The organism is Actinomyces sp. oral taxon 175 str. F0384, from assembly GCF_000223355.1.
Classification (GTDB): domain Bacteria; phylum Actinomycetota; class Actinomycetes; order Actinomycetales; family Actinomycetaceae; genus Actinomyces; species Actinomyces oris.
Genome location: NZ_AFUR01000001.1, coordinates 480,039 through 503,532, shown reverse-complemented (window position 1 = coordinate 503,532; position 23,494 = coordinate 480,039). Strand labels below are relative to the sequence as shown.

The window sequence follows — 23,494 nt, the reverse complement described above, 5'->3', positions numbered from 1 at the left end:
CACCCCACCACTATCCACAGTTCAGACACCAACCCACACACCCACTCACACGCAGAAGGAGCAAGGATGCTCTCCATCGCCGTCATCGGTGCCGGCCGCATCGGCCACGTCCACGCCAAGACCATCGCCGCCCACCCCCAGGCCGAGCTCGCCCTGGTCTGCGACCCCTTCGAGGACGCGGCCGAGAAGCTCGCCGCCACCTACGGGGCCCGGTCCTGCAAGGACGCCGAGGAGGTCTTCGCCGACCCCGAGATCGACGCCGTCATCGTCGGCTCCCCCACGCCACTGCACATCCCCCACCTGCTGGCCGCCGCCAAGGCGGGCAAGGCGGTGCTGTGCGAGAAGCCGATCGCTCTGGACATGAAGGACGTCGAGGCCGCCCAGGCCGAGCTCGATGCCGTCACGGTCCCCGTCATGTTCGGCTTCAACCGCCGCTTCGACCCCAGCTTCGCCGCCGCCCGCGCCGCGGTCGAGGCCGGCAAGATCGGCGATATCGAGCAGCTGACCATCATCAGCCGCGACCCGGCCGCCCCGCCGGCGGAGTACATCAAGGTCTCCGGCGGCATCTTCCGCGACATGACCATCCACGACTTCGACACCGCCCGCTTCTTCCTGGGCGAGATCGAGGAGGTCTACGCCGCCGGACAGAACCTCGACCCGGCCCTGAAGGACACCGGTGACTTCGACGCCGCCGTCGTCACCCTCAAGGCAGCCTCGGGCGCCGTGGCCACGATCATCAACAACCGCCACTGCTCCTCCGGCTACGACCAGCGACTCGAGGCCTCGGGCCGCGAGGGCGCCCTGTTCGCCGAGAACATCCGCGCCACCACGGTGCGCCTGTCCAACGGCGAGGTCACCGACGCCCAGGAGCCCTACCTCGACTTCTTCCTGGAGCGCTACGCCGACGCCTACCGCATCGAGCTGAGTGCCTTCATCGAGGCCGTCGAGGCCGGCACCACGCCCCCCACCGGCATCGAGGACGCCATCGCCGCCCTGCGCCTGGCCGAGGCCGCCACGGAGTCGGCCCACTCCGGGCAGCCGGTGCGACTGAGCTGAGCACCGCCCCTCTGACGCGCGGGTGGGCGTCGTCGAGCATTCCGTCTCGACGACGCCCACCCGCGTTCTCAGCGCCTGCAGGGCCGTTACGGCCTCAGCAAGGCTGCGTGCGCGCTCAGTCCGCCTCGTGGAGACGGTAGGTGAAGGAGTGGGACTGCCCCACCTTGAGGGCGATGAGGTCCTCCCCGCTGTTGAAGGCGTTGGGAGGGCAGGTCATGGGCTCGATGGCCACGCCGGGCCGGGAGAGCTCGTCGGCGGTGTAGGCCTGCACCCAGGGGACGTCCGAGCTCATGACGACGGCGCGGTCCCCCTGCCCGCCGCGCAGGCTCACCTCCCAGGTGCCCTCGGGCAGGGCGGTGTAGGCATTGTCCGTCTGGGTGGCCCCGACGAACCGGCCGCCCCGCCAGTCCCAGTCGGTGCCCTCCACGCTGCGCAGGCTCGTGGGCGCCATGTGCTCATCGACGTCGAGGACCTCGGCAGCCGGAATGGTCAGGACGCAGTCGTCCAGGGGCACCGAGCGCGTCAGGTAGGGGTGGCAGGACACGCCGTAGGGAGCGGGGGCGGGCTCACCCTTGACCTCCGGCGCGCCGGGGACCGGCGGGGCGGGGCGGGCCGCACCGACGTTGGTGGCGGTCACGGTCACGCTCAGTCCGCGCTCGGCGTCGAGCTCGAAGCAGGCGCTGGCCTCCAGGCTCCAGGGGTAGCCGTAGGAGGCCAGCAGGCTCAGCTCCAGGACGACGCGGCTGCGGGGGGCGCCGTCGTCAGGGCCGGAGGGGTCGTCGTCGGCGACCTGCCAGTCCATCCAGCCGGCCAGGCCGTGGAGGGCCGAGCCACTCGCCGGCTCGTTGCAGCCCACGAGGAACTCGGTGCCCGCGTAGTCGTAGCGGGACCCTGCGATGCGGTTGGCCCACGGCAACAGGGTCTTGCCCTGCCAGCCTGCGGGCAGCGTGGCCTCGGCGTCGAAGGGCATGATGAGGTCGCGCCCCTGGCGGCGCAGGTGGACGAGCATGGCACCCGATGAGGCGATACGCGCCTCGTAGTCGCCGGCGACCAGGTCGATGAGTTCTCCGTTAATCATGGTTCCTGTCCCAGTGTTCGGGGCGTGCGCCCCTCGGTTGTGGCTTCCTCGTTCCTCGGTGAGGTTTACCGTAGCCGCGTGCCGCATCAGGCACAGGCCTCAGCCCGACGCTCGCGCGGCGGGGCCGTCGTGTCGCGGACAACGAGCTCGGGGACCACCCGGTAGAGGCGGCCCCCCAGAGGCCGGTCCTCACCGGCCACCTCCGCCGGAATCTTGCCATCCTGACCCGGGTGCATCCGGGCCAGCAGCGCCCGGACCGCCACCTCGGCGATGAGGCGGGCGTCCTGGCGCACCGTGGTCAGAGAGAAGGCCGAGGCCGCTGTGACCGGGATGCCGTCGTAGCCGGTGACGGCCAGGTCCTGCGGCACCCTCACCCCTTGACGGCGCAGCTCCATGAGAGCACCGACGGCGCAGTGGTCGTTGAAGCACAGGAGCGCCTCGGGCAGCTCACCGGCCTCGATGAGGTGGCGGACCGCCCTGGCGCCGCTGTCCTCATCACCTCCCCCGGGCACCACCCGCGCGCCTCGCCCCAGCCCCCGGCTCTCCATGGCCTGGCCGAACCTCTGGATGCGTCGCCCCGCGGCGGTCTCCTTCCCGCCGTCCACGTGGGTGATGCAGCGCCTCCCGGTGTCGATCAGGTGATCGACGAGCATCTGGATACCGACGTCGTCACGTGAGTGGACCTCATCGACGTCCTCCATCTCGATACTGGTCCCGATGAGAACCGCCGGAGGACGGTCCCCGATGCCGGCCAGGGCGTCCACGGAGAGGTCGGGGTCGACCAGGATGAGGCCCTCGCAGCGCTGGAGCAGCAGTGAGCGCAGCCCGTCGGCCACATCGCGGTGCGGGGTGGAGGTGGCCAGCACCAGCGCGTGCTCCAGGGCGGAGGCCGCCTGGAAGAGCCCGTCCACGATGAGCCCCTGGTAGGCCTGCCCGATGGCGAAGCTGGCGCCGATGAGCCCGGTGTGGCTGCGGCGCAGGAACTGGGCGCGCGGGTCGGCCTGGTAGCCGAGCTCGGCGGCGATGCTCAGGATCTCGCCACGGGTCTTCTCGGCGACGCCGTCGGAGCCGTTGAGAGCCGCCGAGACGGTGGAGATGGAACGGCCGGCGCGCTCGGCGACGGTCCTGATCGTGACCCGCCCGCCTCGTCCTCGAGGTCCTTCCACGGCAGACGTCTCCCCTTCCACGCCGTTGTGCCTCACGGACCGGCACGATCCGCGGGAACCAGGCCATCCTTGGACACCGGTTGAGCCCATCCTATCCGCAACACCGGTGAGCACGTAAGTCCTGCTCAGAGAGGTCATCAGACCTCATACTTCCCTCTTGTCAGGACAAAGGTGCTCTGATATCTTCCTGTGACGTCATTAACGACGGGTGTTTCCTGGGGCTTCCGGAGACACCTCCACACACGCAGCAGCCGACAATGTTGTCGGGAAGGACCGTTATGGCCAATAAGTCAATACTGGGCATCGGAGTCATCTCCCTGGGCTGGATGGGACGGCTTCACTCCCGCAGCTATCGCGCCATCGCCGAGCGCTTCCCCGAGCTGGGGGTGACCCCACGGCTGGTCGCCGCCGCGGACCCCGTGGAGGAGGTGCGCCAGGAGGCGGTGGACAACCTGGGCTTCGAGCGCGCCTACGCCGACTACCGCGATCTGCTGGCAGATCCTGAGGTGGAGGCCGTCTCCATCTGCGCTCCCAACTTCCTCCACCACGAGATGGCCCTGGCCGCCGTCGAGGCCGGCAAGCCCTTCTGGATCGAGAAGCCCATGGGGGTCAGTGCCGAGCAGTCCCGGCAGATCGCCCAGGCCGCCGAGAAGGCGGGGCTGATGACCGCCGTCGGCTTCAACTACCGCCACACCCCGGCCATCGAGTACCTGCGCTCCCTGGTGCGCGGCGGCGAGCTGGGCCGGATCACGAATGTGCGCGTGTGGTTCATCGCCGACTACAACTCCTCCCCCATGGGCCCCCTGACCTGGCGGGCCTCGAAGGAGAAGGCCGGGGCCGGCGTCGTGCCCGACCTCATGAGCCACGGGGCGGACCTGGCCCAGTACATCGTGGGTCGCATCGCCTCCGTCACCGCAGTCACCGACACCTTCATCACCGAGCGCCCCATCCCCACCAAGATGGGCATCGGCCACTCGGGCTTCGAGATCGGCGACGAGGTGGGCCCGGTGGAGAACGAGGACTACGTCTCCATGCTGGTGCGCTTCGAGAACGGCACCGTGGGCACCATGGAGTCCTCCCGCGTCAGCGTGGGACCTCGCGCCGAGTACGTCGTCGAGGTCTACGGCACGAAGGGCTCGGCCCGCTGGAACTTCGAGCGCCTCAACGAGCTGGAGATCTGCCCCGTGCTCGACGGCGGGGCCTCGCACGGCTACACCCGCGCCATGGCCGGCCCCCAGTGGGGCCAGTGGCAGCGCTTCCAGCCCGCCATCGGCACCTCCATGGGCTTTGACGACATGAAGGCCATCGAGGCCGCGCAGTTCATCGAGTCGATCCTCACCGGCAAGCAGGTGGCCCCCTCGGCCGCCGACGCCTGGTGCGCCGCGGAGGTCGACGAGGCCGTTGTCGCCTCGGCAGCCGACGGCCAGTGGCACGAGGTCCCTCGTGTCGAGGGACGCACCACCTTCGACGCCTGAGCCGCCCCACGCTGCACCTTTCTCTTCACTCCACCACCCACCCATCACGACAACCCCTGCGGCATCGTCGCCGCAGGACTGAGAGGAGACCCCCTATGTCTCAGGGAGTCACGACGTCCCTGCGTGGACTCACCAGGGAAGAGCTCAACAAGGCGGTGGCCGAGACGCCGCCTTCGGGCAAGCACCGCGGCGTCATCGCCATCGCCGCCGTGGCCACGCTCGGCTCACTGCTCTTCGGCTACGACACCGGCGTCATCTCCGGCGCCCTGCCGTATATGTACATGCCCTTCGACGCCAAGGGCCTCCAGCTGACCTCCTTCGAGGAGGGCGCCATCGGCGGCACCCTGCTGGTCGGCGCGGCGCTGGGCGCGCTGCTGGGCGGCCTGATGTCGGACCGCTGGGGCCGGCGCCACAACATCACCTTCCTGGCCTTCCTGTTCTTCGCCGGCGCGATCGGCACCACCATCGCCCCCAACGTCTGGGTCATGTACCCCTTCCGCGTCATCCTGGGCTTCGCCGTCGGCGCCGCCTCCGCGACGGTCCCCGTCTACCTGGCGGAGACGGCACCCAAACGCATCCGCGGCTCCATCGTGGCCATCGACCAGCTCATGATCGTCACCGGCCAGCTGCTCGCCTTCTCGATGAACGCCATCATCAACTCCCTCCAGGGCGGCCCGAGGATCACCATCGCCGAGGACCCCAGCGGGCACTTCACCCCGGGCCAGTACGTCTTCGACGAGATCGCCAAGCTCCAGTCCTCCAAGGGCGGCCCGATGAACGCCGAGCAGTACCACGCCTTCCTCGACCAGCTCAGCATCAGCGCCGGTAACGGCGAGGCCTGGCGCTACATGCTGGTCCTGTGCTCCATCCCGGCCGTGGCCCTGTGGATCGGCATCCGCCTCATGCCCGAGTCCTCGCGCTGGTACCTGGCCAAGGAGCGCCTCTACGACGCCATCGGCGCCCTCAAGCGCGTGCGCGTCCCGGAGAAGGACGGCTCCATCGAGGACGAGATCATGGAGATGGTCGAGGCCCGCCAGCACGAGAAGGACGAGGAGACCCAGCGCAAGGGCTTCAGCCATGTCATGGCCACGCCCTGGCTGCGCAAGCTGTTGCTGGTCGGCATCTTCCTGGCCGTGGTCAACCAGACCACCGGCGTCAACACCGTCATGTACTACGCCCCCAAGGTGCTGGAGTACGCCGGCATGTCCACCTCGGCATCCATCACCGCACAGGTGGCCAACGGCGTCATGTCGGTCATCGGCTCCGCCATCGGCATCTGGCTCATCCTGAAGTTCCGGCGCCGCCAGGTCCTCATCGGCGATGTCATCGGCGTGGGCATCACTCTGCTGGGCATCGCGGCGACCTTCCAGTTCTTCATCGCCCCGCACATGGCCAACCACACCACTCCGCCCACCTGGGCCGCCTACCTCATCCTGGGGCTCATGTCCGTCTTCATGCTCATCGTGCAGTCCTCCAACGGCACGATCGTGTGGACGATGATGGGTGAGATCTTCCCGGCCAACGTCCGCGGCATCATGAACGGCACGGCGATCTTCTGCATGTGGACCGCCAACGCCATCATCACCTGGACCTTCCCGCCCATGATGGAGACCCTGGGCGGCGGCATCACCTACACCATCTACGGCGTGCTCAACCTGGTCGTCGCCGTCGTCCTGTTCAAGATCATGCCGGAGACCAAGGACAAGTCCCTGGAGGAGATCGAGGTCGAGATGGAGAAGCTCTACTCCTGACCCACCCCCAGCACACGCGCTCCCGGGAGAACCCGAAAAGGGCTTGTCAGGACAAAGTCCTGTTGCTAGGTTCGAGGCACGGGCCCACCGCCCGGCACCGACGCCGGCACCCTCCTCCCGGGAGCGCACTACTGGCGGCCCCGAGCCAACGGCGCAGCAGCCGCCCGCGCGTCACCGCCACCTCACCGCACATATCCACTGACCACCGCCCGTCACCACCCGAGCGAGAACACGGAGCAACGATGTCCTTCACCCTCGACCCTGCAACCGCCATCTCCGACCCCCACGGCATCTCCTGGGGCATGCACCCGATCACCTGGCGCAATGACGACATCCCCGAGGTCGGCGCCTTCAACACCCTGGAGGACATGCTCCTGGACCTGGCCGACACCGGCTACGCGGGCACCGAGTGCGCCGGCTTCTTCCCGCCCAAGGAGGAGGTCAAGGCCGCCGCCGAGGCCCGCGGCATCAAGATCGTCGCCCAGTGGTTCTCCTCCTTCATCCTGCGCGACGGCGTCGAGACCGTCATCCCCGACTTCGAGGCCACCTGCGCCTACCTGGAGTACCTGGGCGCCACTCGCGTCGTCGTCTCCGAGCAGACCGGCTCGGTCCAGGGCATCCGCGACGTCTGCATCTTCACCAACAAGCCGGTGCTCACCGAGGAGCAGTGGCCGGTGCTGGCCGAGGGCCTCAACCGTCTGGGCGACGTCGCCCACGCCCACGGCCTGGAGCTCGTCTACCACCACCACCTGGGCACGGTCATCCAGACCAAGGAGGAGACCATCCGCCTCATGGAGCTGACCGACCCGGCCAAGGTCTCCCTCCTGTTCGACACCGGCCACGCCTACGTGGGTGACGGCGACGTCATGGGTCTGCTGGAGGCCACCATCGACCGCATCAAGCACGTCCACTTCAAGGACGTGCGTCCCGAGAAGATGGAGGAGTCCAAGGCTGCCGAGCGCTCCTTCCTCGACTCCTTCCTGGCCGGCATGTTCACCGTCCCCGGCGACGGCACGATCGACTTCACCGTCCCCTACAAGTTCCTCGTGGACCACGGCTACTCCGAGTGGATCCTGGTGGAGGCCGAGCAGGACCCGGCCATCGCCAACCCCCTGGAGTACGCCCGCAAGGCACGCGCCTACCTTGAGGGAACCCTCTTCAAGGCCTGAGACGTCGCGGGGTTCGCGCGGACTCCCCCTCCGAGCGGGCCCCACCGGCTGACGTCTCACCTCGACGCTCCCGACCAGTGATGGTTGGGAGCGTCGTCGTTCCCGGGCCGTTGAGGAGCACGCCGGGGCGAGCCGCCCGCCCCGCTGGGGCCCGACGACCATCACCCTTCGCTCACCCTTCGCTCATGCGCACCGGCGGGTTTATTCTGGAAAGGGCACTCTTGACCGCGATGACGCACAGGAGGAAGGGACATGTCCTCGATGCAGGTTTCAGGCACAGTGAGTGGGTTCTTCTCCGATGTCCGCCGCTGGGAGCGCACGGATCACCGCCTCACCTGGAGCGACGGCCTGCTGGTCGCCTACTGCGCCCTCTTCTGGGTCGTCGCGGTCCAGGGGATGATTGACCACCTCCTCCATGACTCCTCACCCGCCTCGAGCGCACTTGTCTGCGGCATCACCGGGATCACGGCCTGGGCGGCCCTGCCCCCGCTGCAGCTCATCACCCCCTGGCCGGCTGCCAGACGGGCGCTGCGAGCCGCGGTCTCGATCCTCTCGATCGGTGCAGGAGCAGCCGCTCTCGGCCTGCTTCATGGGATCGGACTGACGACCCAGCGCACTGCTCTTTGGGACCACCTGCTCAGTGCAACCCTGCCCGCAACGGCACTCATCTTCCTGGGTGTCTCCGGGATCGCCACGCTGCTGCGCACCGCTGCGGCACCTCGTTGACGCAGCCCCCGGCAGCACTCACGCAAGCCACCGTCGACGGCGAGGACCCCACCGGCCCTCGCCGTCGATGGCTATGATTAGTCCGGACAAAGTTCAGACCAGACTCCGACTCTTCTCACCGCTGAGAGGTCCCGTGCTCCCCACCTTGACCACCACCGCCTGGATCCTGCTCGTGGTCGTGGCGGCCCTGTGCGGCATCGCCAAGACCGCCCTGCCCGGGGCTGCCACCATCGCCGTGGCCCTGTGCACCGCGGCACTGCCGGCCAAGGAGTCCACCGGCGCCATCCTGCTCATGCTCATGACCGGCGACCTGCTGGCAGTATGGAGCTATCGCGGCGACGCGGACTTCCGCATACTGCGCAGGCTCGTCCCGGCGGTCCTGGCCGGCGTCGGCGCCGGCGCCCTGTTCCTGCACCTGGCCCCCAACGACTCCACTCGCCGCCTCATCGGCGCCATCCTGCTGATCCTGGTCGCCGTCACGCTGTACCAGCGCCGCTCGGCCACCAGGAACAGGTCCGACGACACACCTGAGGCCGTCCCCCCAACCCCGGCCGGCAGCCGCCCGGCCCGACTGGTCTACGGCAGCCTGGCCGGCTTCACCACAATGGTCGCCAACGCCTGCGGACCGGTGACCTCCATGTACTTCCTGGCCTGCCGCTATCCGGTCAAGGCCTTCCTGGGGACGACGGCCTGGTTCTTCTTCCTGGTCAACCTGGTCAAGCTGCCCTTCTCCGTCTCAGCCGGCCTGGTCAACCCCACGACCCTGTCGCTGGCGGCGATCGCCGCACCGGTCGTCATCGCCTCGGCCCTGGCCGGCCGACGCCTCGCCGAGCACATGGATCAGCGGGTCTTCGAGCCGATCATCGTCGTCCTGACCGTCATCTCCGCACTGCCCCTGCTGCGCTAGCCCGGTCCGGCTGCCGGGCCGCGTCCAGCACGCAGCCGAGCACCCACCTATTTCTCCGGCCCACAAAACAGGCTCCCACCAGCGGTTATTTCCCTCAAACACGCCTGTCTGACATCACATCGCCAGCCCATGGCGGAGCGTTGACGCGATTTATCCTGACCGTTACCGTATTCATCAGTATGAAGAGTGCGGCCAGTATTGATTATGTTGACGTTTCGCCCGGCGAGGTGGCCGGCGACGACGTCGACGCTGTCGCACCCCCAACCACCTCCCCCGCCACGCAGGACAAGGCGGCAGCCCCCTTCCTGATCAGCGCCGATATCCACGCCGTCATGCTGGGACTGTGGGCCTCGGGCCTCAGGTGCGTCATCGTCTACGCCCTGGCTCCCGTCATCGGCGCCGCGGGCCCCCTGGCCGTCGGCGCCGCCCTGGTCATCCAGGTCGCCGGCACCGCAATCAGCGTCAGTGGCGCCTGTTCCCTGTGGCGGCGGCGCGAGCACGGCTACTGCGTCTACGCCCTCATTGCGGCCCTGACCTGCCTGTGCGCCGTGGCCGCCCTGCTGTCCCCCGCCGGGTCCTGACCCTCCCCGATGAAGACTGCCATGGATCCCTCGGTCGCCCCCCTCCCCTCCCCGCCCTCCCGCACCCGCCGGGCGATGGTCCACGTGCGCCGCTGGCTGTCGGCGGCGGCCGGCCTCGGGATGCTCATCATCACTCTCAGCGGCATGCTCCTGCCCCACCAGGGGGAGATCCTGCGCGCATTGAACCCGACCGTCTCCACCCACGACGCCGGCTCCGGTCAGGACTCCTTGCCTCAAGCGGTCGAGACGATCAAGAACGCCCATCCCGACGAGCCCGTCCTGTCGGCAAGGTGGGACACCGACGTCGTCGAGGTGCGGACCGAGAAGGCCACCTACACTGTCGACCCCTCCACCGGGCACGAGACCAGCAACGCCACGGCGAACCCGGCCTGGATCTCCGTCCTGGACAACCTGCACCGTTGCCTGCTGTCCTGCCGGGGGCCCGGCCACGTGAGCTGGATGTCCCAGGAGATCCCCCACACCGGTTGGCGTGACGGTCACCGGGGCCTGACCGTCGGGGGGCTGGTCGTCGCCACCCTGGGAGTGGTCCTCGCGGTCCTGACCGTCAGTGGGCTGCGCACGTGGTGGCCGCTGCAGCGCCATCGACGCACTGCCCTGTCCGCCCGCCGGCGCACCCAGAGCCTCTCCCGGGACACCGACCTGCTCAAGGCGGCCGGACTGGTTCTCCTCCCCCTGCTGTTCCTGTGGGGCTACTACGCCAGCGCGTTCAGCATCCGCCCAACCCAACCGGCCGCACCGGTCTCCATGACCGCTCACCAGTCCCCGGCAGGACCGACCAGCACGGGCCAGGCCCAGGACATCGGACCTCATCGCGCCGTCGCCGCCGCGCAGGAGGCGGGCGGCGGACAGGCGGTCGCCCTGTTCCTGCCTCAACCGAGCGACCCGTCGTCGACGTACACGGTCTGGGTCGCTCACGGACAAGGGCTCGCCCCGGGACAGTCCCCCGACGACGTCGCGGTGAGCATCGCAGTGAATGTCGACCCCGGAACCGGACGGACCACACTCCCCTCCACACCCGGCCACCGGCCGACCACTCGGGCGGACTAGCACCTATGACACCTATGCCGACACCTGAGTATGTGCCCGTTCCCACATCACAAGACGGGCGGAGATCGGGCCTTTGGTCGCAGACGACCCGCAGGTGGGGGCACAATCGGAACCGTACGGCACCGGAATGAGCCGGCGCCCCTGACTCCAAGACAACGCGAGAAGGACCTAACGTGGCGCGCAGTATCTACATCGCCTCACCCAACGCCGGAACCGGGAAGTCAACGGTGGCCCTCGGGCTGGTCTCCTGCCTGACCAAGGTGGTCGCCAAGGTCGGCGTCTTCCGCCCCTTCGTGGAGAGCCGTGAGGGCGATGCCTTCCTCAGCCTCCTGCTGAACCGTGCCGGCTCCACCACGCCCCCCGAGCAGTGCGTCGGCGCGACCTGGGACGAGTTCCACGCCGACCCCGAGGAGGCCCTGGCACGCATCGTCGACGCCTACCGGGCCATGGCGCGCGAGCACGACGTCGTCATCATCGACGGCTCGGACTTCACCGACGTCGCCGGCAACCCCGAGCTGGCCCTCAACGCCCGGGTGGCCGCCAACATCGGCGTCCCGGTGCTGCTGGTGGTCTCCGGGCAGAATGACGTGGAGGACGTCGTCGCCTCCGTGGAGGTCTCCATGGCCGAGATCGCCGACAACCACGCCCGCACCGTCGCGGTCGTGGCCAACAAGTGCCTGCCCGAGACCCGCCAGGCCGTCGGCGAGGCACTGACCGCCATCGAGGGCATCACCTCCACCACGCTGCCCGAGGTGCCGCTGCTGGCGGCCCCGGTGGTGCGCGAGGTGCTCGACGCCGTCGAGGGCACCCTCATCGCCGGTGACGAGACACTCCTCGACCGCGAGGCCGAGTCCGTCCTCGTGTGCGCCATGGACGTCTCCCACGTCCTGGAGCGCCTGACCGCGGGACAGCTCGCCATCGTCCCGGCCGACCGCTCCGCCATGCTCATCTCCCTCATGGCGGCCCAGGCCTCCTCGAGCTTCCCGATCCTGTCGGGTCTCATCCTCAACGGCGGCTTCGAGGTCGCGCCCCACGCGCTGCGCCTCCTGGAGGGGCTGGACGTCAACATCCCGGTCATCACCTCCCCGCTGGACACCTTCGCCGCCGCCTCCGCGGCCGGCTCCCTGCAGGGCCTGCTCGCCCACGGCTCCGAGCGCAAGATCGACGTCGCCGTGACCACCTTCGAGCAGGAGGCCGACGTCGAGGCCCTCCTGTCGGCCCTGGAGGTCGAGCCCTCCGAGGTCGTCACCCCCATCATGTTCCAGGCCGAGCTGGTGGAGCGCTCGCGCACCAACCGCAAGACCATCGTCCTGCCCGAGCCCGACGACGACCGGGTCCTGCGGGCCGCCGACGCCATCCTGCGCCGCGGCATCGCTGACCTGGTGCTGCTGGGTGACGAGACCACGGTGCGGGCCCGCGCCACCGAGCTGGGCCTCGACATCGCCGCTGCCCGAGTCGTCGCCACCAACGACCCCGAGCTCCTGGAGAAGTACGCCGAGGAGTTCGCCCGCCTGCGCGCCAAGAAGGGCGTCACCCTGGAGCAGGCCCGCGAGAAGGTCCAGGACGTGTCCTACTTCGGCACGATGATGGTCCACATGGGAGACGCCGACGGCATGGTCTCGGGCGCCGCCCACACCACCGCCCACACGATCGTCCCCTCCTTCCAGATCATCAAGACCAAGCCGGGGACCTCCATCGTCTCCTCGGTCTTCCTCATGCTTCTGCAGGACCGGGTGCTCGTCTACGGCGACTGCGCCGTCAACCCCGAGCCCAACGCCGCCGAGCTGGCCGACATCGCCATCTCCTCGGCCGCCACCGCCCGCCAGTTCGGCGTCGAGCCGCGCGTGGCGATGCTGTCCTTCTCCACCGGGACCTCCGGCAAGGGCGCGGACGTGGACAAGGTCCGTGAGGCCACCGAGCTGGTGCGGGCCAAGGAGCCCGACCTCGCCGTCGAGGGCCCCATCCAGTACGACGCCGCCATCGACCCGACCGTGGCCGCCAAGAAGGCCCCGGACTCGCTCGTGGCCGGACGGGCCAACGTCTTCATCTTCCCGGACCTGTCCAGCGGCAACATCGGCTACAAGGCGGTCCAGCGTTCCTCGGGCGCCATCGCCATCGGCCCGGTCCTCCAGGGTCTCAACAAGCCGGTCAACGACCTCTCGCGCGGCGCCCTGGTGGAGGACATCATCAACACCGTCGCCATCACCGCCGTCCAGGCCCAGGGCTGAGCCCTTCAGCGGCGTGGGGCCGGGACCCGACCCCACGCCGCTGAGGCCCACCCGGGATCCCGCATCAGTCATCCAGTCATCCCCGCGTTCATCCCCGACCGTTCTTGAAAGGCACCCCGTGACTCAGCGCACCGTCCTCGTTATCAACTCCGGCTCCTCCTCCATCAAGTACCAGCTGGTCGACCCCGACTCGGGCGCCTCGCTCGCCTCAGGGCTGGTGGAGCGCATCGGTGAGGAGACCGGCGCCATCACCCACAAGCACGGCGAGGAGCGCACCGAGATCACCGAGCCGGTCCCCGACCACGGCTACGGCCTGTCCGAGGTGCTGCGCCTGTTCGAGGAGCAGGGCCCCTCGCTGGCCGACGCCCACATCGTGGCCGTGGGCCACCGGGTCGTCCAGGGCGGGCGCTACTTCTCCGGCCCCGCCCTCATCGACGACGACGTCGTGGCCCGGATCGAGCAGCTCGTGCCGCTGGGCCCGCTGCACAACCCCGCCCACCTCAAGGGCATCGAGGTGGGGCGCCGCCTCCTGTCCGACGTGCCGCACGTGGCCGTCTTCGACACCGCCTTCTTCCAGGACCTGCCCGAGGAGGCCGCCCGCTACGCCCTGGACCGCGAGGTCGCCGACACCTACTCCATCCGCCGCTACGGGGCTCACGGCACCAGCCACCAGTTCGTCTCCGGGGCGGTCTCCGAGCTCCTGGGGCGCGACGATCTCAAGCAGGTCGTCCTGCACCTGGGCAACGGGGCCTCGGCCTCGGCGGTCGTGGCCGGGCACGCCGTGGACACCTCCATGGGCCTGACCCCGCTGGAGGGCCTGGTCATGGGCGGGCGCACCGGCGACATCGACCCGGCCGCCGTCTTCCACCTGGCACGCGTGGCCGGCATGTCCATCGACGAGATCGACCACCTGTTCAACCGCGGCTCGGGCATGAAGGGCTTGGCCGGGGACAACGACATGCGCGAGGTGTGGAAGCGCATCGGCGCCGGTGAGCAGGAGGCCCGCGAGGCCATGGACATCTACCTGCACCGGCTCGTGAAGTACGTGGGCGCTTACACCGCCGTCATGGGTGGTCTGGACGCCCTGACCTTCACCGCCGGTATCGGCGAGAACGACGCGAACCTGCGTCGCGAGCTCGGCGAGCGCCTGGGCTTCATGGGTGTGAAGATCAACCAGGAGGTCAACGAGACCCGCTCCGACGAGCCGCGCGTCATCTCCACCCCGGACTCGAAGGTCACCGTGCTCGTGGTGCCCACCAACGAGGAGCTCGCCATCGCACGCCAGGCGCTCACCCTCATCTGAGCCGCTTCCGGAAGCGCGCACAGAAATCTGATGCCCAGCACTGCCGGGCCAGGACGATCACGCGGTGCCGCAGCCGCCCCACCAGGGGAGGCTGCGGCACCGTCGTCGTCCCCCAGGGGGGACAAACCGGCCGACGGCGGTGCGCGCGCGAGCCCCCGGGGGCTTCCATGGAGTCATGAGAAACGCACCTGTCACCAGCACACCAAGGCCCCCCGCCCTCCAACGACACCCCTGCACCAGACCGCGGCTATGAACGGGGGCGCGCCGGCCCCCGCACCGGCTCGGCAACCGGCAACGCCCTTCATTCCCGCCCCAGCCGCCCCCGGCGCCGTGCCCGCCCCAGCAGTGCCCGGCGCCGTGCCCGCCCCAGCCGCGCCCTCTCCCTCCGAGGGACTCGTCGTGGTCACTGAGGGACTGACCCGCACCTACAACGGTGTCAACGCCGTCGACGGCTTGAACCTGTCCGTGCCCGCCGGCGGCATCTACGGCTTCCTGGGCCCCAACGGCGCCGGCAAGTCCACCACGATGAAGCTCCTACTGGGACTGACCCGTCCGACGTCGGGCAGCATGAGCGTCCTGGGACGCCCGGTCAGCCAGCGCCACCCCCTGCCGCCGGGAACCATCGGCTCCCTCATCGAGGGCCCCTCCTACTACCCGAGCCTGACCGGCAAGGAGAACCTGGCCATGGTGGCCTCCTACCTGGGGCTGGCCTCCAACCGCGTCCAGCACGCCCTGGCCACCGTCAACCTCGTCGGCCAGGAGAACAAGCAGGTCAAGCACTACTCCATGGGCATGAAGCAGCGCCTGGGACTGGCCATGGCGCTGCTGTCGAACCCGGCCCTCATGCTCCTGGACGAGCCGACCAACGGGCTCGACCCCGCCGGGGTGGCCGAGATCCGCCAGCTCATCGTCACCCTGGCCCGTCAGGAGGGCGTGACGATCATCGTCTCCTCCCACATCCTGTCCGAGATCGAGCAGATGGCCGACACCGTCGGCATCATCTGCGCCGGACGCCTGCGCTATCAGGGCGCCCTGGCCGGACTGCGCGATGAGGGGGTCATCGAGCTGCTCGTCTCCTCGCCCACGGCCGTCGCCGCGCTCCTGGCCTCCCTCGGGGTGACCCACGAGGTGCGGGACGGCGCCGTGCGCACCCCCATGATGCCCGACGACGTCGTCGGCGAGCTCATCACCCGCATCGTCTCCTCCGGGACGACCGTCTACCGGGTCCAGACCGTGCGCAAGACCCTCGAGCAGGCCTTCCTGGAGCTGACCGAGCCGGTCCTGGCCGCCCAGCCTCCCCTCGCCTCTCAGGAGATGAACCGATGAGCACCCCAGTGAGTACAGCGGGCACGGCGGCCACCACGGCCGCGCAGCCAGCACTACCGACACAGCACCTGACACAGCCCCCGACGCGACCGGCGGCGCCGCGCGCACTCCCCTCCCCGCTGAGCAGGGCATGGAACACCTTGGCCCTCGAGCTGGGCAAGCTGCGCCGCAAGCGCTACTGGCTCATCGCCGCCAGCGCCACCGCCGTGTGCCTGGCATGGTGCAGCATGCTCATCACCCATCGGGCGAGCGGTCCGGTTGCCGCACGCCACGCCACGCTCGCCCTGGATGAGTTCATCCAGATCATCGCCTTCCTCATGCCCATCATCACCGCGGTCCTGGCCTCGCGCATCGTCACCGTGGACACCGAGGAGCGCATGGGGCAGCTGATGACGGCGCTGGGGCAGAGCCCCCTGACCCGCTACCGGGGCAAGCTGGTCATCGTGATCCTCACGGTCCTGTGCATGGAGACGGCCCTCTTCGCACTAGTCAGCGTGCTGGCCGGCCCGATCGGGCTGACCATCACCGACTCCTACTGGCGCACGCTGCCTCCTGCCCTGGTGGTGGTGGCATGCTCAACGCTGGCCATCTCCGCGGTCCAGCTGACGCTGTCCACCTGCTTCGACAAGCAGGGCATCGGCCTGGGGGTGGCGGCCATCGGCGGTCTCATCGCCGAGAGCCTGCCCTACGCCTACCTCGGGAAGTTCTCATGGCTGCTGCCCTGGGGCATCGTTCCGGCCGCCACCCCCATTGACACGGTCGCCTCCTACAAGTCCATGCGGGAAATCGGCGACATGACGCTCGCGTCCCAGCCGTGGACCCTGGCGGCGCTCGCCGCGCTGGTCGCGGTCGGGTGGACCGTCGCCGCCCACCTCGTTATCGTCCACCAGGAGAATCACCGATGAGCACCACCGCACCCGTCACCCGCCCCACTGCAGGCCGGCCCCTCCGACCCGCTCAGCACCCGTCAGCGCTCCCCGGTCCCTCCGGCCCGTCCACGACGCCGCAGCCGACCGGTCTGGGCCGGACTGCCCCGCCCTCTCCCCAGTCCCGCCCGTCAGTACGAGCCGCCTGGTACTGGGAGAACCGCAAGTCCCCCAACCGGTGGTACTGGGTCGCCGTCACCGCCCTGTGCGCCCTGGGCTCCCTGTCCGGCTACCTGCAGTACCGCACCTACCGGAGCGAGTTCGAGGCCCAGGGCGTCACCTGGGAGATCACGTGGTCCCAGTCCACGCTCCTGCTCTCAATGGTGTTCCTGCCGCTCGCGCTGGGTGCCTTCGCCGCACAGATCGCCAGCAGTGAGCACCAGGGAAGGAACTGGCAGCGGATGAGCGCCACCGGCCTGGAGACCACCATGGTCGCGGGCAAGCTGCTGCACGGGCTCCAGGTCGCGGTCCTCACCACCGCGGTCCTGGTCCTGACCACCGCGGTGACGGGACTCGCCTCGGGCTTCAGCCTGGTGGGCCTGGTCGCCTTCCTGCCGCGCTTCGCCGTCGTCGCGTTGGGAATGTGGGTCATCCTCACCTTCGTCACCTGGCTGGGCGCAGTCATGACGTCCTTCGCCACCACGATGTCCACGGTCCTGCTGAGCACCATTGCGGGGATGGCGATGCTTCTCGTGGCTCGACCGCTGAGCGTCCTCAACCCCGCAGCCTCACTGACCCGAACCACGTCCGCTATGAGCCCGGGCTACGTGACCTCACTGGGCGCCGCAGCATTCGAAGGAGTCATCTGCCTGGTGTGGGTAGTCCTGCTGACCCTGGCTCTGCGCCGAGCAGTCAGGCGCCAGTCATGAACCACGTTCCCACAGTGCCCGAGGCGGCACACGTCTCACGGGTCCCGCGGACCCTCCTGGACCGGGTGGCTCAGTGGTGGCGCACCAGCACCCTGACCCTGTGGGCGGTGGCCGGAGCCGCGTGCCTCTTCCAGCTGATGGTGCTGAACGTGGCCTCGTACACCTACCCGCACCTGCCCATGCGGGGCTGGGTCATCGTCTCCCTGCTGCTCGCCGGATCGCTGCTGGCCCGACGCCGCTGGCCCCTCGCCGTCGTCACCGCCACGAGCCTGGCCTCGGCCGCCGCCGACCTGTGGGGGCCGCGCGGTGGACTCAACCTGCTGTCCATGCTGGCCCTCTACGCCCTGCTCGTGGCCGCCCCCACCCGTGACCGACTCATCGGCTTCGGCATCTGCGCGCTGTGCACCCTCATCCCCACGGCGCTGGCCAAGTGGCCGCAGGTGAGCGCGTTGAGCCCTGACTTCATCGCCCTGGTGCTCGTCCTCGCGGTGGCCTCGATCTCCCGCTCCCGCCGGGAGGCCCTGGAGCACGGGGACGCCCAGCTGGCAGCACAGTCCGCCGAGCAGCGGCTGGTCGCCCAGCGCGACGCCGCCCGCCACCAGGCCCGGGTGGCCGCTGAGCTCCACGACTCCGTGGGCCACGCCCTCACCGCGATCATCGCCCTGTCCGAGGGAATGCAGGGGGCCTGCGGAAGCCCGCAGACAGACGAGGCCATCGACATGATGAACGCCCTGGCCCGCGAGGGTCTGGCAGACACCCGGCGCGCCGTCGCCTCGCTCCAGGCGGCACCAGGCCCCTCCCCCGACGACGCCGCTGAGACCACCGATCCCCTCACCGGCCGGGTCACGGAGGGCCCGCAGTCCCCCTCGGGCGCAGCCGGCTGGGACCGGCTCAACGACCTGCTGATCACGGTGAGAGCCACCGGTATCAGTGCGGCTCTCACCGAGACCGGCAGGCGCCCCCTCGACGCATCTTGCAGTCAGGCCCTCGGGGAGGTCGTCTACGTCGTCGTCCGGGAGGCCCTGACCAACGTCATGCGCCACGCCGAGGGCGCCACGCGCGTCGTCGTCTCCCTGGACCACGACCAGTCCGCCACCCGGATCACCGTGTCCGACGACGGTCGCGCCGCTCAGCCAGGCACCGCAGACGGCTTCCCGGGCTCGTCTCAGGCACCGGCGGCGGCCGGCCACGGGCTGGCGAACCTGGCCGCCGCGGTCGGTGAGCACGGCGGCACGCTGTCGGCCGGCCCCACAGCCGATGAGGGCGCATCCGGGTGGGTGCTGCGCGCCCTCGTCCCCTTCCCGGAAGGTGTATCACGGTGAGTCCATCCGCCCCCTCCGGGTCAGGCACCGCAAGCTCGTCGAGCGACCTCAGGCCGATCACGGTGATGATCGTCGACGACCAGCGAGCCACCCGCATGGGCCTGTCCCTCATCATCAACCGGGCCGACGACCTGCAGGTCACGGTCGAGGCCGTCCACGGTCAGGACGCCCTCGACCAGCTCGCCGCCCTGCTTGAGGAGCGCCGGCCGCTTCCCGACGTCGTCCTCATGGACGTGCGCATGCCGGTGCTCAACGGGATCGATGCCACGGCCCGCATCTCCCAGCTCTACCCCTCAATCCGGGTCCTGGTGCTGACCACTTACGACCAGGACGAGTTCGCCTTCGGGGCGCTGTCGGCCGGCGCCTCAGGGTTCCTGCTCAAAGACACCCGCACGGCCGACCTCCACCAGGCGCTGCGGGCGGTCAGCTCCGGGGACGCGATCCTCACTCCGCGCATCACCCGCGAGCTGCTCAACCGGCACATGCTCAGCCCCGTGGCCTCACCCCGTCAGCGCGCGGCACGCCAGCGCCTCGACGATCTCAGCCCCCGCGAGCGCGAGGTGGCGGACCTGGTGGCCCAGGGGCTGACGAACGCGGAGATCGCTCAGCGCCTCGTCCTGGCCCCGGACTCGGTCAAGAAGAACGTCACCCGGATCCTGACCAAGCTGGACCTGCGCGATCGGGTCCAGCTCGTCATCCTCATGCGCGACGCCCAGTCCTGAGCCTCCGCCCCGTCCCCTCAGGCCGCGGTGGCCAGGGCCGGGGCCGGGACCGGCTGCTGCGCCGGAACGCGGTAGACGAGGCGGGACTGGGCCAGGTAGTTGACGATGAAGAGCGTGGAGTCCACCAGCACCTTGGCCAGCCACAGGGGCGCACCGGCGCCGGTGAGGACCGCGATGCCTGCGTAGGACGTCGCCGCGACCCCGCCCTGGACCACCGCGTAGCCGCCGGCCGAGCGCCAGAAGGTCTCCGGGCCGGCCCCGAACAGGCGCCGGTTGAGCAGGAAGCCCAGGGTGCAGGAGACGATCCGGGCTCCGACGACGGCGTAGAGGACCGAGTCGGTCAGCGAGTTGAGGATGAGGACCAGCGCGTAGTCGACGCTCCAGCCGGTGAAGGACACGGCGGCGAAGAGGACGACCGTGGGGATGCGGCGGCGCAGACCGGCCAGGCGGCTCAGGATCGTCGGGCGGGAAGCGGGGAGGGCGGGGCTCGTCGTCGTCATGGCAGTAAGCCTCGCGGGAGGCCTTATGCCACGTGTTTGACGGACCTGTGCTGTTTCTGTGAGAGGCGGTCACCGGGCCCTGCGGGCTGTGGGCCCCGTTCCTCCGCCCTCAGAACAGGGCGTCGGTCTGCGGCGCAGCGGGGGTGCTCGACGACGTCGCACTCGGCGCCTGCTGCGCCTCCCGGTTCCCCGGTGCCCGACCGCCGCGGGTCCAGCCCGGCCCCGCGGGCACCGGGCGGCCCTGCTGGAAGGCGGTGGCGGCGCCGCGGGCCCGGGAGTCGGCGGCCTCGTTCATGGGATGGCCGACGTGCCCGCGCACCCACTCGAAGCGCACGGTACGACCCGCGAGCGCGGCGTCGAGGTCCTTGACGAGGTCGGCGTTGAGGACGGGCTTGCCGTCGGCCTTGCGCCAGCCGCGCTTCTTCCAGCCGTGGCGCCACTTGGTCAGGGAGTTGATGACGTACTGGGAGTCGCACTGGATGAGGAGCTCCTCGCCGGCGAGCCCGGCGGCCTCGGTGGCCCGCAGGAGCTCCAGGACGGCGGTGAGCTCGCCGCGGTTGTTGGTCGAGCTCTCCCAGCCTCCGGCGGCCCAGCAGTCGTCGTCCACGTACCAGGCCCAGCCGGCCGGTCCCGGGTTGCCCAGGGAGGAGCCGTCGGCAGCAGCAGTCAGCGTCATGGAGGGCACTCTACCCAGCCTCCCCGGTGCACCCCAGACAGGTTCAACCTCCCGTGCCGTGATCGGCGCCATGCTAACCTGCCAGACAGCAAGAACGATCTTGCCACCTGAAACATATCCCCTGAGAGGTACACCGATGTCCTCCACGCTGAACGCTTTATCAGCCTCGTCAGCGGCATCCAGCACGCTCATCGCCGCACGCTGGTACGACTACATCCCCATCGCGATCTACTTCGCCTTCGTCATCGGAGTCGGGCTCATCGCCCGGGCCAAGGCGGCCACGGCCGATGGCTTCCTCACCTCGGGCCGGTCCCTGCCGGCCTGGGTGACCGGTATCGCCTTCGTCTCGGCGAACCTCGGTGCCGTCGAGATCATGGGAATGTCCGCCAACGGCGCCCAGTACGGCATGCCGACCTTCCACTACTTCTGGATCGGCGCGGTCCCGGCCATGATCTTCCTGGGTCTGGTCATGATGCCGTTCTACTACGGCTCCAAGGTGCGCTCGGTGCCCGAGTTCATGCTCAAGCGCTACGGCACTGCCGCGCACCTGGTCAACGCGCTCAGCTTCGCCCTGGCCCAGCTGCTCATCGCCGGCATCAACCTGTACCTGCTGGGCAAGATCATGAACTGGCTGTTGGGCTGGCCCCTGTGGGTGGGGCTCATCGTGGCCGCCGTCATCGTCTTCTCCTACATCACCATGGGCGGGCTCTCCGCGGCGATCTACAACGAGGTCCTCCAGTTCTTCGTCATCGTGGCGGCCCTGCTGCCCCTGACCCTCATCGGCCTGCACCGTGTGGGAGGCTGGCACGGCCTGACCGCCAAGATCACCAAGGCCGCCATGGCCGCCGGTACTGACCCGGCTCAGCAGCTGCACTCCTGGCCCGGCAACTCGATCTCCGGCTTCGACTCCAACCTGCTGTCCGTCGTCGGCCTCGTCTTCGGTCTGGGCTTCGTGCTGTCCTTCGGCTACTGGACGACGAACTTCGTCGAGGTGCAGCGGGCCATGGCCTCGGACTCGATCTCCTCGGCCCAGTCGACCCCGATCATCGGCACCTTCGTCAAGATGTTCGTGCCCTTCCTCGTCATCGTCCCGGGAATGGTCGCCGGAGTCATGGTCACGGAGGTCCAGCAGCTCAAGTCCGGCGCCGACACGAGCTACCAGTACAACGACGCGGTCCTCTACCTCATGCGCGACCTGCTGCCCAACGGTCTGCTGGGGCTGGCGATCACGGGTCTGCTGGCCTCCTTCATGGCGGGCATGGCGGCGAACATCTCCGCCTTCAACACCGTGTGGGGCGTGGACATCTACCAGCACTACATCAAGAAGAACGCCGACGACGCCCACTACCTCATGGTCGGCAAGCTCTCGACCCTGACGGCCTCCGTGGTCGCGATCCTCACCGCGATCATCGCGTCGAACTACTCCAACCTCATGGACTACCTCCAGACGCTGTTCTCGATGTTCAATGCGCCGCTGTTCGCGACCTTCATCATCGGGATGTTCTGGAAGCGGGCCACCCCGCACGCCGGTTGGATCGGCCTCATCAGCGGAACCCTGGGCGCCCTGGTGGTCAACATCCTCATCTGGACCGAGCGCCTGGTCATGCCCGGACAGGGCGGCGCCTTCCTGGCGGCGGGCGTAGCCTTCACCGTCGACGTCGTCGCCACGGTGCTGGTCTCCCTGGTCACGAAGCCGAAGCCCGACTCCGAGCTCAAGGGCTTCGTCTACGCCCTGACCCCCAAGAGCGAACGCACCGACCCGCACCTGCACGAGCTGCCCTGGTTCCGCCGGCCGATCCCGCTGGGGATCATCGCCGGGGTCCTGGTCATCGCCCTCAACAGCATCTTCCACTAGTTCCGCCCGGAGACACGAAGGAGAACACTCATGAACAATCGTTCACTCACGGACATCCGGGCGGTCATCACCGGTGCTCTGGGACTCATCGGCCTCTACCTGGTGGTGTGCTCGGTCCTGTTCAACAGCGCCGAGGAGATGAACAAGACCGGTGGCATCAACGCCAACCTGTGGTCGGGCCTGGGCCTGTTGGCCATCGCCGCGGGCATGGGCCTGTGGTGGTGGATCAAGCCGAATCCCTCCGGGAGCGAGTAGGGCGGAGACTGGCCGGGCCGCACTGGGCCCGCACCGGTGAAGGCCTCCCACCCATCACGCACGTCCCATTCGATCGACGGCGTCGCCGCAGCCTTGCGCTACGACGGCGCCGTCGTCGTGACCTCGCACGGTCAGGCGAGTCGTCTGCCGAGCGCCGGCTACTGTGAGGGGGACGCGCCGGTGTCCATGCCGGTCGCCAGGCCCATGAGGACCAGGCCGAAGACGGCTGCCGCGACGCCGGCGGCCACACCCACGCGTTCCCGGCCGGTGCGCTCCTCCCCCAGGATGGTCAGGCCACCGATGGTGGCCAGGACGAAGATCGTGTCCGCCAGTCCACATGAGTCCGCAGGCCACGCCCCACGCGGTGGCGCTCAGAGACCAGGACAAGCCGAGCATGGCGGCGCATCCGAGCGAGACGGCTCCGGCTCCCACCATGACCGCGGTGTTCTGGCGGCGGATGTCGGTGGGGAAGGCTCCGAGAAGAAGGGAGAGTGCCCCGAACAGCAGGGAGGGCACGAGGGCGATGGCGATGCTC

General features: G+C 69.3%; 21 protein-coding genes. 17 read left to right on the top strand and 4 right to left on the bottom strand.

Translation table 11 applies throughout. The features are described from left to right. The first annotated feature begins 66 nt into the window (after nt 1-66). Nucleotides 67-1,056 (top strand): inositol 2-dehydrogenase, encoded by a 990-nt coding sequence (gene iolG, locus HMPREF9058_RS02055; protein WP_009747366.1) that lies wholly within the window; start codon nt 67-69, stop codon nt 1,054-1,056. A gap of 115 nt (nt 1,057-1,171) precedes the next feature. On the opposite strand, the gene HMPREF9058_RS02050 is transcribed toward iolG, so the two are convergent. Next, a complete protein-coding gene (locus HMPREF9058_RS02050; protein WP_009406193.1) occupies nt 1,172-2,134 on the bottom strand; it encodes an aldose-1-epimerase in 963 nt (320 codons plus the stop codon). 86 nt (nt 2,135-2,220) lie between these two features. After that, nucleotides 2,221-3,300: a LacI family DNA-binding transcriptional regulator gene (locus HMPREF9058_RS02045; protein WP_009406213.1), complete on the bottom strand. Its 1,080-nt coding sequence runs from the start codon at nt 3,298-3,300 to the stop codon at nt 2,221-2,223. A 278-nt stretch (nt 3,301-3,578) separates the two neighbouring features. Here HMPREF9058_RS02045 and HMPREF9058_RS02040 point away from each other — a divergent pair, with 278 nt between their 5' ends. From HMPREF9058_RS02040 to HMPREF9058_RS01975, 14 genes are all read left to right on the top strand, one after another. Beyond that, the gene (locus HMPREF9058_RS02040; RefSeq protein WP_009747518.1) at nt 3,579-4,775 is read left to right on the top strand and encodes a Gfo/Idh/MocA family protein; all 1,197 of its coding nucleotides are present in this window, start codon (nt 3,579-3,581) and stop codon (nt 4,773-4,775) included. A 95-nt stretch (nt 4,776-4,870) separates the two neighbouring features. Continuing rightward, entirely contained in the window at nt 4,871-6,526 is a 1,656-nt protein-coding gene (locus HMPREF9058_RS02035) for an MFS transporter (RefSeq protein ID WP_009747485.1), read from the top strand. A gap of 242 nt (nt 6,527-6,768) precedes the next feature. Further along, nucleotides 6,769-7,695: a myo-inosose-2 dehydratase gene (gene iolE, locus HMPREF9058_RS02030; RefSeq protein WP_009747255.1), complete on the top strand. Its 927-nt coding sequence runs from the start codon at nt 6,769-6,771 to the stop codon at nt 7,693-7,695. A 252-nt stretch (nt 7,696-7,947) separates the two neighbouring features. Continuing rightward, nucleotides 7,948-8,421, top strand: a complete 474-nt coding sequence (locus tag HMPREF9058_RS02025; protein ID WP_009747250.1) for a hypothetical protein — start codon at nt 7,948-7,950, stop codon at nt 8,419-8,421. A 133-nt stretch (nt 8,422-8,554) separates the two neighbouring features. Continuing rightward, a complete protein-coding gene (locus HMPREF9058_RS02020) occupies nt 8,555-9,328 on the top strand; it encodes a sulfite exporter TauE/SafE family protein (RefSeq protein WP_009406082.1) in 774 nt (257 codons plus the stop codon). Nucleotides 9,329-9,507: 179 nt separating this feature from the next. Next, on the top strand, nt 9,508-9,909 hold the full coding sequence (locus tag HMPREF9058_RS02015) for a hypothetical protein (RefSeq protein ID WP_009747638.1): 402 nt from the start codon (nt 9,508-9,510) through the stop codon (nt 9,907-9,909). Nucleotides 9,910-9,930: 21 nt separating this feature from the next. Further along, the gene (locus HMPREF9058_RS02010; protein WP_009406001.1) at nt 9,931-10,977 is read left to right on the top strand and encodes a PepSY domain-containing protein; all 1,047 of its coding nucleotides are present in this window, start codon (nt 9,931-9,933) and stop codon (nt 10,975-10,977) included. A 173-nt stretch (nt 10,978-11,150) separates the two neighbouring features. Beyond that, nucleotides 11,151-13,205, top strand: a complete 2,055-nt coding sequence (gene pta / locus HMPREF9058_RS02005; protein WP_009405611.1) for a phosphate acetyltransferase — start codon at nt 11,151-11,153, stop codon at nt 13,203-13,205. Nucleotides 13,206-13,323: 118 nt separating this feature from the next. Continuing rightward, nucleotides 13,324-14,508, top strand: coding sequence for an acetate/propionate family kinase (locus tag HMPREF9058_RS02000; protein ID WP_009747244.1), 1,185 nt, complete (start codon nt 13,324-13,326; stop codon nt 14,506-14,508). Between the two features lie 249 nt (nt 14,509-14,757). Next, nucleotides 14,758-15,834 (top strand): ABC transporter ATP-binding protein, encoded by a 1,077-nt coding sequence (locus HMPREF9058_RS01995; RefSeq protein ID WP_254654032.1) that lies wholly within the window; start codon nt 14,758-14,760, stop codon nt 15,832-15,834. Next, entirely contained in the window at nt 15,831-16,739 is a 909-nt protein-coding gene (locus HMPREF9058_RS01990; protein WP_043537577.1) for an ABC transporter permease, read from the top strand. Before HMPREF9058_RS01995 ends, HMPREF9058_RS01990 begins: the two co-directional genes overlap by 4 nt. Continuing rightward, a complete protein-coding gene (locus HMPREF9058_RS01985; RefSeq protein WP_009747509.1) occupies nt 16,736-17,629 on the top strand; it encodes an ABC transporter permease in 894 nt (297 codons plus the stop codon). Before HMPREF9058_RS01990 ends, HMPREF9058_RS01985 begins: the two co-directional genes overlap by 4 nt. Next, nucleotides 17,626-18,951: a sensor histidine kinase gene (locus tag HMPREF9058_RS01980; RefSeq protein WP_009406141.1), complete on the top strand. Its 1,326-nt coding sequence runs from the start codon at nt 17,626-17,628 to the stop codon at nt 18,949-18,951. The genes HMPREF9058_RS01985 and HMPREF9058_RS01980 overlap by 4 nt, the downstream gene beginning before the upstream one ends. Then, nucleotides 18,948-19,673 (top strand): response regulator transcription factor, encoded by a 726-nt coding sequence (locus HMPREF9058_RS01975; RefSeq protein WP_009747449.1) that lies wholly within the window; start codon nt 18,948-18,950, stop codon nt 19,671-19,673. The genes HMPREF9058_RS01980 and HMPREF9058_RS01975 overlap by 4 nt, the downstream gene beginning before the upstream one ends. Nucleotides 19,674-19,690: 17 nt before the next feature. Here the strand turns inward: HMPREF9058_RS01975 and HMPREF9058_RS01970 are convergent, their stop codons facing one another. Together HMPREF9058_RS01970 and HMPREF9058_RS01965 are read right to left on the bottom strand one after the other, a co-directional pair. Then, nucleotides 19,691-20,173 (bottom strand): GtrA family protein, encoded by a 483-nt coding sequence (locus tag HMPREF9058_RS01970; protein ID WP_009405965.1) that lies wholly within the window; start codon nt 20,171-20,173, stop codon nt 19,691-19,693. 109 nt (nt 20,174-20,282) lie between these two features. Continuing rightward, entirely contained in the window at nt 20,283-20,849 is a 567-nt protein-coding gene (locus HMPREF9058_RS01965) for a ribonuclease H (RefSeq protein WP_043537734.1), read from the bottom strand. Between the two features lie 136 nt (nt 20,850-20,985). Here HMPREF9058_RS01965 and HMPREF9058_RS01960 point away from each other — a divergent pair, with 136 nt between their 5' ends. Together HMPREF9058_RS01960 and HMPREF9058_RS01955 are read left to right on the top strand one after the other, a co-directional pair. Continuing rightward, nucleotides 20,986-22,704 (top strand): sodium:solute symporter family protein, encoded by a 1,719-nt coding sequence (locus tag HMPREF9058_RS01960; protein ID WP_009405787.1) that lies wholly within the window; start codon nt 20,986-20,988, stop codon nt 22,702-22,704. Nucleotides 22,705-22,734: 30 nt separating this feature from the next. Then, nucleotides 22,735-22,959 carry a hypothetical protein gene (locus HMPREF9058_RS01955; RefSeq protein WP_009406509.1) on the top strand — a complete coding sequence of 75 codons (225 nt, stop codon included), beginning with the start codon at nt 22,735-22,737 and terminating at the stop codon, nt 22,957-22,959. Nucleotides 22,960-23,494 lie beyond the last annotated feature (535 nt).

Coding starts and splice junctions, on each gene's coding strand:
- iolG (WP_009747366.1), top strand. CDS start 67: ATGCTCTCCATCGCCGTCATCGGTGCCGGCCGCATCGGCCACGTCCAC.
- HMPREF9058_RS01990 (WP_043537577.1), top strand. CDS start 15,831: ATGAGCACCCCAGTGAGTACAGCGGGCACGGCGGCCACCACGGCCGCG.
- HMPREF9058_RS02010 (WP_009406001.1), top strand. CDS start 9,931: ATGGATCCCTCGGTCGCCCCCCTCCCCTCCCCGCCCTCCCGCACCCGC.
- HMPREF9058_RS01955 (WP_009406509.1), top strand. CDS start 22,735: ATGAACAATCGTTCACTCACGGACATCCGGGCGGTCATCACCGGTGCT.
- HMPREF9058_RS01985 (WP_009747509.1), top strand. CDS start 16,736: ATGAGCACCACCGCACCCGTCACCCGCCCCACTGCAGGCCGGCCCCTC.
- HMPREF9058_RS02050 (WP_009406193.1), bottom strand. CDS start 2,134: ATGATTAACGGAGAACTCATCGACCTGGTCGCCGGCGACTACGAGGCG.
- HMPREF9058_RS01970 (WP_009405965.1), bottom strand. CDS start 20,173: ATGACGACGACGAGCCCCGCCCTCCCCGCTTCCCGCCCGACGATCCTG.
- HMPREF9058_RS02035 (WP_009747485.1), top strand. CDS start 4,871: ATGTCTCAGGGAGTCACGACGTCCCTGCGTGGACTCACCAGGGAAGAG.
- HMPREF9058_RS02015 (WP_009747638.1), top strand. CDS start 9,508: ATGAAGAGTGCGGCCAGTATTGATTATGTTGACGTTTCGCCCGGCGAG.
- HMPREF9058_RS01980 (WP_009406141.1), top strand. CDS start 17,626: ATGAACCACGTTCCCACAGTGCCCGAGGCGGCACACGTCTCACGGGTC.
- HMPREF9058_RS02040 (WP_009747518.1), top strand. CDS start 3,579: ATGGCCAATAAGTCAATACTGGGCATCGGAGTCATCTCCCTGGGCTGG.
- iolE (WP_009747255.1), top strand. CDS start 6,769: ATGTCCTTCACCCTCGACCCTGCAACCGCCATCTCCGACCCCCACGGC.
- HMPREF9058_RS01965 (WP_043537734.1), bottom strand. CDS start 20,849: ATGACGCTGACTGCTGCTGCCGACGGCTCCTCCCTGGGCAACCCGGGA.
- HMPREF9058_RS01995 (WP_254654032.1), top strand. CDS start 14,758: ATGAACGGGGGCGCGCCGGCCCCCGCACCGGCTCGGCAACCGGCAACG.
- HMPREF9058_RS01960 (WP_009405787.1), top strand. CDS start 20,986: ATGTCCTCCACGCTGAACGCTTTATCAGCCTCGTCAGCGGCATCCAGC.
- HMPREF9058_RS02025 (WP_009747250.1), top strand. CDS start 7,948: ATGTCCTCGATGCAGGTTTCAGGCACAGTGAGTGGGTTCTTCTCCGAT.